This is a genomic window from Pseudoalteromonas sp. C12FD-1 (genome assembly GCF_037414265.1).
Lineage (GTDB): Bacteria > Pseudomonadota > Gammaproteobacteria > Enterobacterales > Alteromonadaceae > Pseudoalteromonas.
On record NZ_JBBEVD010000071.1, the window covers coordinates 434,222 to 440,886 of the forward strand.

5 protein-coding genes and 1 pseudogene are annotated in these 6,665 nt (G+C 41.5%); 3 read left to right on the plus strand and 3 right to left on the minus strand.

Annotation, left to right across the window (positions count from 1 at the left end):
• Positions 1-9 precede the first annotated feature (9 nt).
• On the minus strand, positions 10-888 hold the full coding sequence (locus WDB87_RS14340) for a LysR family transcriptional regulator (protein ID WP_337850241.1): 879 nt from the start codon (positions 886-888) through the stop codon (positions 10-12).
• A 137-nt stretch (positions 889-1,025) separates the two neighbouring features.
• Between WDB87_RS14340 and WDB87_RS14345 the strand changes: the two genes are divergently transcribed.
• Positions 1,026-2,102, plus strand: coding sequence for a YeiH family protein (locus WDB87_RS14345; protein WP_337850242.1), 1,077 nt, complete (start codon positions 1,026-1,028; stop codon positions 2,100-2,102).
• A gap of 221 nt (positions 2,103-2,323) precedes the next feature.
• Here WDB87_RS14345 and WDB87_RS14350 read toward each other — a convergent pair whose 3' ends face one another.
• Positions 2,324-3,631 carry a DASH family cryptochrome gene (locus tag WDB87_RS14350; protein ID WP_337850243.1) on the minus strand — a complete coding sequence of 436 codons (1,308 nt, stop codon included), beginning with the start codon at positions 3,629-3,631 and terminating at the stop codon, positions 2,324-2,326.
• Positions 3,632-3,750: 119 nt separating this feature from the next.
• Positions 3,751-5,478 carry a DUF885 domain-containing protein gene (locus WDB87_RS14355; protein WP_337850244.1) on the minus strand — a complete coding sequence of 576 codons (1,728 nt, stop codon included), beginning with the start codon at positions 5,476-5,478 and terminating at the stop codon, positions 3,751-3,753.
• 216 nt (positions 5,479-5,694) lie between these two features.
• Here WDB87_RS14355 and WDB87_RS14360 point away from each other — a divergent pair, with 216 nt between their 5' ends.
• A complete protein-coding gene (locus WDB87_RS14360; RefSeq protein ID WP_337850245.1) occupies positions 5,695-6,282 on the plus strand; it encodes a DUF4202 domain-containing protein in 588 nt (195 codons plus the stop codon).
• Positions 6,283-6,321: 39 nt separating this feature from the next.
• A pseudogene (locus WDB87_RS14365) lies at positions 6,322-6,606 on the plus strand (zf-TFIIB domain-containing protein); the annotation flags it as partial.
• Positions 6,607-6,665: the final 59 nt, after the last annotated feature.

Consider the following 6,665-nt stretch of genomic DNA (forward strand, 5'->3'; position numbering starts at 1 on the left):
ACAGAACCTCTATTCACTAAACAGGCTTTTTTCGAAGGCTTGCGCAGCGTGTGAAGAGGGTCTGTCTTTATAATGCAGTTGGTATAGTGGCCGAGAGAGTTGCTCGTTATTTTTTTGGCTCAGGCGTGTTAATTTATCTAGCTGGACTAAATCTTCTGTGACTACGTTTGGCAATAAAGCAACGCCCATACCTTGAGCAACAGCCCTGGCTATGGCTTCGTTGCTGCCTAATTGCATACTTTGCTCTGCTTGTATGCCGTGCTCTGCTAATAACTTTACCGACATTTCTAACGTGCCAGAGCCTGGCTCGCGTAATAACCAAAACTGCTTATTTAACCATGCTTTTAGGTTTTTAGCGGGCTTAAAGTTACTGGGTATAACAACACTCATTAAATCGCTTTGCCAGTGCTTACTAATAATATGTGGCTCGGTAGGTGTGCCTTCAACCAGTGCTAAATCTATAGTGCATTCAAGTAATGCATGCTCAATTTGTGCGGTATTAGCCACTTGTACTTCTACTTTTATATGCGGGTACTGCGCACAAAATTTGGCTAAATAGGGTGGTAGCCAATAGCTGGCAATGGTGGTGCTGGTGCCAATAACGAGCGTGCCGCGCTTAAGCCCCGTGCGCGATTTTATATCGTCAATGGCGGCTTTTTCGATAGCAAAAATACTACGGGCGTGATCATACAAGGCTTGGCCGCCTTCGCTTAAGGTGAGCTTTTTACCTTTAGATGCACGTTCAATAAGTTGAATATTTAACTGATGCTCTAGCTCTTTTAAAGCCTTTGATACAGCAGGCTGGCTTATAAAAAGCGCCTCGGCTGCGCCTGAAAAACTACCCAATTTAGCCACTGTATAAAACACCCTAAGTGCATGTAAGTTCATTGTATAACCCTAAATTGCATAACTCTTAATTGTATAACCTTAAGTTATCAAATCATGATTTTAATATATTGGAGTTATATTTTGAGCTTTCTTACAATTAAGTCAACACATCAACTTGGTTTAAGTGAGGGAATATTATGCTTAGCGCTATTAAAAATAGTTTTCAGCCTATAGGTATTAATACTAAGCAATACGGCGATACGCGCTGGTGGTTAGGTATGCTGCTGGTGGTTGTGTTAGCGGGGGCATCTGTTGCATTAAGTAAGTTACAAATAATGCAAACTGCGCAATTTAGCTCACTCACTATTGGTATTGTGCTTGGCATTATTGTGGGCAATAGTGTGTTTTCGCGCATTGCTACACGTACCGATGTAGGTGTTGATTATGCTAAAAGTATATTACTCAAAGCGGGCGTTATTTTATTTGGTTTTAGAATAACCTTTACGCAAGTAGCGGGCGTTGGTTGGCATGGCCTATTAACCGATGTGGTAATGCTGCTAGGTACTTTTATATTGGCAGTGCAGCTAGGTAAGCGCGTATTTAAGCTCGATGAGCAAACAACCATACTAATAGGCGCGGGTAGTTCTATTTGCGGTGCTGCAGCGGTAATGGCAACTGAGCCCGTTATAAAAGCACAGGCGCATAAAGTATCGGTAGCTGTGGCAACGGTGGTGGTGTTTGGCACGCTAAGTATGTTTGTCTACCCAATAATGTTTGATTATATGGGGTTGAGCGAGCACGCATACGGTGTTTTTGTTGGTTCAACCATTCATGAAGTTGCGCAAGTGGTTGCAGCGGGTACCGCGGTAAGCGCCAATGCAGCCGACACCGCGGTTATAGAGAAAATGCTACGCGTAATGATGCTTGCGCCATTTTTAGTAGGCTTATCGTTTTGGCAAACTAAAAAGCATGCAAACATGCACGCACAGGGCAGCGAGCATAAATCAGGTATTACAATCCCTTGGTTTGCGGTGTTATTTATAGTGGCAAGTGGGATACATTCGCTCCCTATTATTCCGCAAGTGGCTACAAACGCCATTATATGGTTTGATAATATATTACTCACCATTGCTATGGTTGCACTAGGGCTGCGCACCCATGTTGGTGCTATTCGCCAAGCAGGTATAAAGCCGCTTTTATTAGCAGGTTGTTTGTTTTTGTTTTTAACTTTGGGTGGCTTTGCCATTAATGTGGGCATTGCGCAGCTGTTTTAAATTTTGGATGAATAACCTGAATTCTGGTTAAGAGATTTAAAAACGCTATAAATAATAACGATATTTAAGCTTGTTTCTCTCTAGCTAGAAATTTTTGGGGAAAACAAGGCGAATTTACGCGTCAATAGCTGGCCTATTGCAAGTAAATTCAACGCTGTTAGCGCTAAAAATAGCTGCTTGAGATAGATTTATTATCCAGAACTCAGGTTAACTAGATTGGCTTAAATAGGCCAGTCTACTTCGTTTAAGTGATCGAGCTGCTGTGTTTTATTACTGTGCCCGTGCCATTTATTGGTGTAAGTGCCATTTGAGTCAAACTGCGCAGTTTGCTTTTGTATATTAAAGTGACGACCGCCACGCGGATCTACCCCTACACCGGCTATGTATTGCCAGTTGCCCCAGTTAGCCGCTACATCGTAATCAATCAATTGTTGTTCAAAGTAGGCTGCACCGTATCGCCAATCAAGGCGAAGCTCGTTAACTAAGCAGCTTGCTGCAATTTGCCTTGCACGGTTTGAAATGTAACCCGTCGCATTTAGCTCGCTCATAATGGCATTTACAAGCGGGTAAGGGGTTGTGCCATTACACCATGCTGCAAAACGTGTTGGTATAAAAGTAGTAAGCGGTTTAGTTTGTTTTTGCCCTTTAAAGCTAAACAGGCTGTTACCTGCTTTAAGTGCGTGCCATTTAAAATACTCTCGCCATAGCAATTCAAATTTAATCCAGTAAGTAGACTCGTTTGCCGTGTTGCTTTGCTCGTAATCTTCTACGGCTTTATATACTTGTTTTGCACTTATACAGCCAAAGGCAAGCCAAGTACTAAATTTGGTGGTGTTGTTAAAGCCATCAAGCTCGTTGCGAGTCGTTTTATAAGTACTTGGCATTGCGCCAGCAAAATACTGTTTTAAATGTGCTTGCGCGCTGTTAAGCCCGCCATGTATTACGCCTTTGTTTGTTATACGTTCTATAGGTTTTTTAGCGCATAAAGTTATTGGCTGAGGGAGCAAACCGTTTGGCAAAGTTGTTGGTGTAATGGGGTTATTGGCGGCCTCTACCTTTTTACGAAACGGGGTAAAGTGTTTAGGTAATTCGCTCAAATCAAAGGGTAGGTCACTTTGTTTAAAGAGCGTGTCTTGCTGCGTTCCTGTAAATTGTGTATTTGGGCAATGTGCTTTGAGTAGGTTTATTTGGCGTTGCTCATACAGGCCAAATTGCTCGCTGTATACCACTTCATCAATATTTTGCTCATTTATACGCGCTTTTAAAAGCGATACGGGTTCGCCTTCAAGCACATGCAGGGTTTGCCCGCGCTCAATAAGTGCTTGTTGTAGATCGTACAAACTTTGCATTAAAAACTGCTGCTTATGTATGCCGTAAGGTTTTTGTTGGTAGTTACTATTTTTAAACCAGTGCGGGTTTATAACAAATACAATATCAAGCGCACATTGCTGCAGCGCAAGATCACTAAAAATGGGGTTGTCGGCTAGGCGTAAATCGTTTTGTAGCCAATATAAAATGCGTTTGTTCATACTTCTGCTCTGGTTTTTGTAATCATTAACTTTACGAAACAAAAGCGGGTAGGGATTAGTTTTGAGGTGTTTAATAAGGGTTTAAAAAAAGGCGGCAAATAATACCGCCTCCTTTAATATTAAATAGCCGATTTTTGTTTTGCTATCCAATCGTTTATTACGTCTTCAAGTACTGCCATAGGGAGCGAGCCTTGGCCAATAACGGTGTCGTGAAAGCTGCGTATGTCAAATTGTGGGCCGAGTTCTTTTTCGGCTTTTGCACGCAGTTCGCGTATTTTTATTTCGCCCATTTTGTAAGAGAGTGCTTGGCCTGGCCATGAAATATAACGATCTATCTGATCTTCTACGGCGCTTTGTGGCAATGCCGTGTGACTGGCTAGGTAATCAATTGCTTTTTGACGGCTCCAGCCAAAGGCATGAATACCGGTATCAACCACTAAGCGCACTGCACGCCACATTTCGTAGCCTAAACGGCCAAAATCACTGTACGGGCTTTGATAAAAACCCGCTTCTTTACCTAAGCGCTCTGTGTATAGTGCCCAACCTTCGCCAAATGCAGAGTGGCTAAGTGTGCGTCTAAATTCGGGTACATTTAGCTCCATAGCAATAGCGTTTTGTAAATGATGCCCTGGTATGGCTTCGTGCAGGCTGAGTGCTTCTAAATTATACAAAGGTTGCAGTTTAGGTGTTGAGGCTAAAAAGTAAGTACCTGGTGAGCGGTTGTCGGCCGGTGGCATATAAAACGCGCCACGACTTGCTGAGCCTTTTATAGTAAAGGTGTTACGCGGTAAATGGCCAAAGTAAGTGGGCAATTTGCCATACATTTTTTGTGTTATAAATGCGGTTTTTTCTAGCAGGTCTTGCGCGTCTTTTGCGTAAAATTGCTCATCGGTTGCTAAAAATTCTAAAAACTCACTATAGGTGCCATCAAAACCTACTTCATCAATAATATTTTGCATTTGCGTTTTTATACGCGCCACTTCTTTAAGGCCTAACTCATGTATTTGTTTAGGTGTGGCGTTTGTTGTGGTGTAGTAATTAACCGTGTATTTGTAGTAATCAAGCCCGCCTTCAACGCTTGCAATACCAGGCTGCGCTCTACAATGTGGCATATAGTCATTCTTAAAAAAGTCGTAAAAATGCTGATAGGCAGGAATTACTTTATCTTTAATTACAGCTTGGGCTTTTTGTTTTAAGCTTGCTTTTTGTGCTGTACTAAAGGTACTAGGTATACGAGTAAAGGGCTCGTAAAGGGCGCTGTTTTCGGGGTTTTTAACTATGTGCGCGCTAATGCTTTGGCTGTAATTTTCAAAGGTTTTACAGTAATGGGTAAAGCCTGTTTTTATTCCTTTTTTCATTAAATCAATATTTTGCTGATTAAAGCGTGGGTAGTCGGCAAGGCTGATTAAAAATGCGTTGTAATCATCAGCTGTTAAAAAAGCCATATTAGCGGGCGCTTCTGCAAAGTAAGTATGCCAGCCACTTAAAAAATTAACCGGAAAATACTTATCTTGATAAAGGTAGCTTTGCTGCTCGGTTTCTCGCTCATATTTAAATAAGCGGTAGTTCATTAGCTGATCCTTGTTGAGCGTTTTTGGGTCAATGTTGGCTAAGCTTTTTAGTACGCTGTTGTTATAAGCTTGGCGCTTTGCAATGGCTTGCTCGCTCCAATTTGGTAATGTGCCGTTTGGTTTCCAGCCGTCTGGGTCGGTTCGAAAAAATATTTTTTCAGTTTTGGCATTTTGCCAATGGTTATCAATAATGGTTTTTAAATCGTTGTTACTGTCGGCAAGGCTTGGTAGCGAGGTGGCTGCTAAGCAAATAGCTAAAATACGTTTTTTAAACATAGTCATCCGTTATTGGCGAGTTAGTCGCGCTTTTTTATTTTAATTTGTGTTTAATATAGTACCAAGTTAACTAAATCAATGCGCTCACTTTTACAGCCCATATTTAGTGGTTTTATTTTTGATTGAACAAATTTCACTGCATAACTGATTGGCGCACTAGTTTATTGTTTTATCAGCGTTTAGAATAATTAAAACTTATTATAAAAAATGACCGTCATGTTTAATAAAGTAATCTCCCTAATTGATGAAGCTAACAACCAAGACCCAAACACTGAGCAATTTAATGGGGAAAGTGTTCCTAAAGAATATTTATACTCACAGCGTATGAGCGATATGCTTAGCCGTTTTAACCCAGGTGCTGACGAGCAAATGCAAATTGCAGTGCGTGGGCAGCATATACAACGTTGGAAGTCGCCCCGTAGTGACTTTCCAATGAACAAGCAGGGCTATCATCAATGGCGCAGTGCACTTTATATATTTCATGCAAGTAGTGTTGTAGCGCTTATGCAGCAAGCTGGGTACGGTGAGGCTGAGCAAAACCGAGTGTACGATGCAGTCGCTAAAAAAAATATTAAACGTAACCCAGACAGCCAATTAGTAGAAGATGTAGCTAGCCTTGTATTTATTGAGCATTACATGCTCGGGTTTGCTAATAGCAAGCCTGATTACGATGAGCAAAAATGGATTGGGATTATTCGCCGTACATGGCAAAAAATGTCAGACGAAGCACATGAGTTTGTATTGGCTGGCCATATTACATTGCCACCACCGCTTGTTGGGCTTATTCATAAAGCACTTAAGTAAAGTAGTGTAAGTTAAGTATTAAAATAAAAGGATTTTAGAATGTTATGCCCACGCACAAATACCTCTCTTGAGCCGTTATTAATTGGCGGGATTACTGTTTATACCTCAGCGCAAGGCGGCGTGTTTTTTGATAACAGCCAAATTTTTAAGTTTAGCTCGCCTGAGTTAAAGCATGGCCAGGTGTTACTTAAACATTTAAGTAACCTTATTGAAGGTGAGGGCGATGTATCATCGCGAGTAAATTGCCCAAAGTGCCCAAGTATAGTGATGATGCGCCGGTATTTTTCACCGCTCAAAGTGGTTGAGATAGACGAATGCCCAGGTTGAACTGGTTTAATTGAGCCGGACACTTTAATAATGGACAATGTCCTAATATTGAGGTG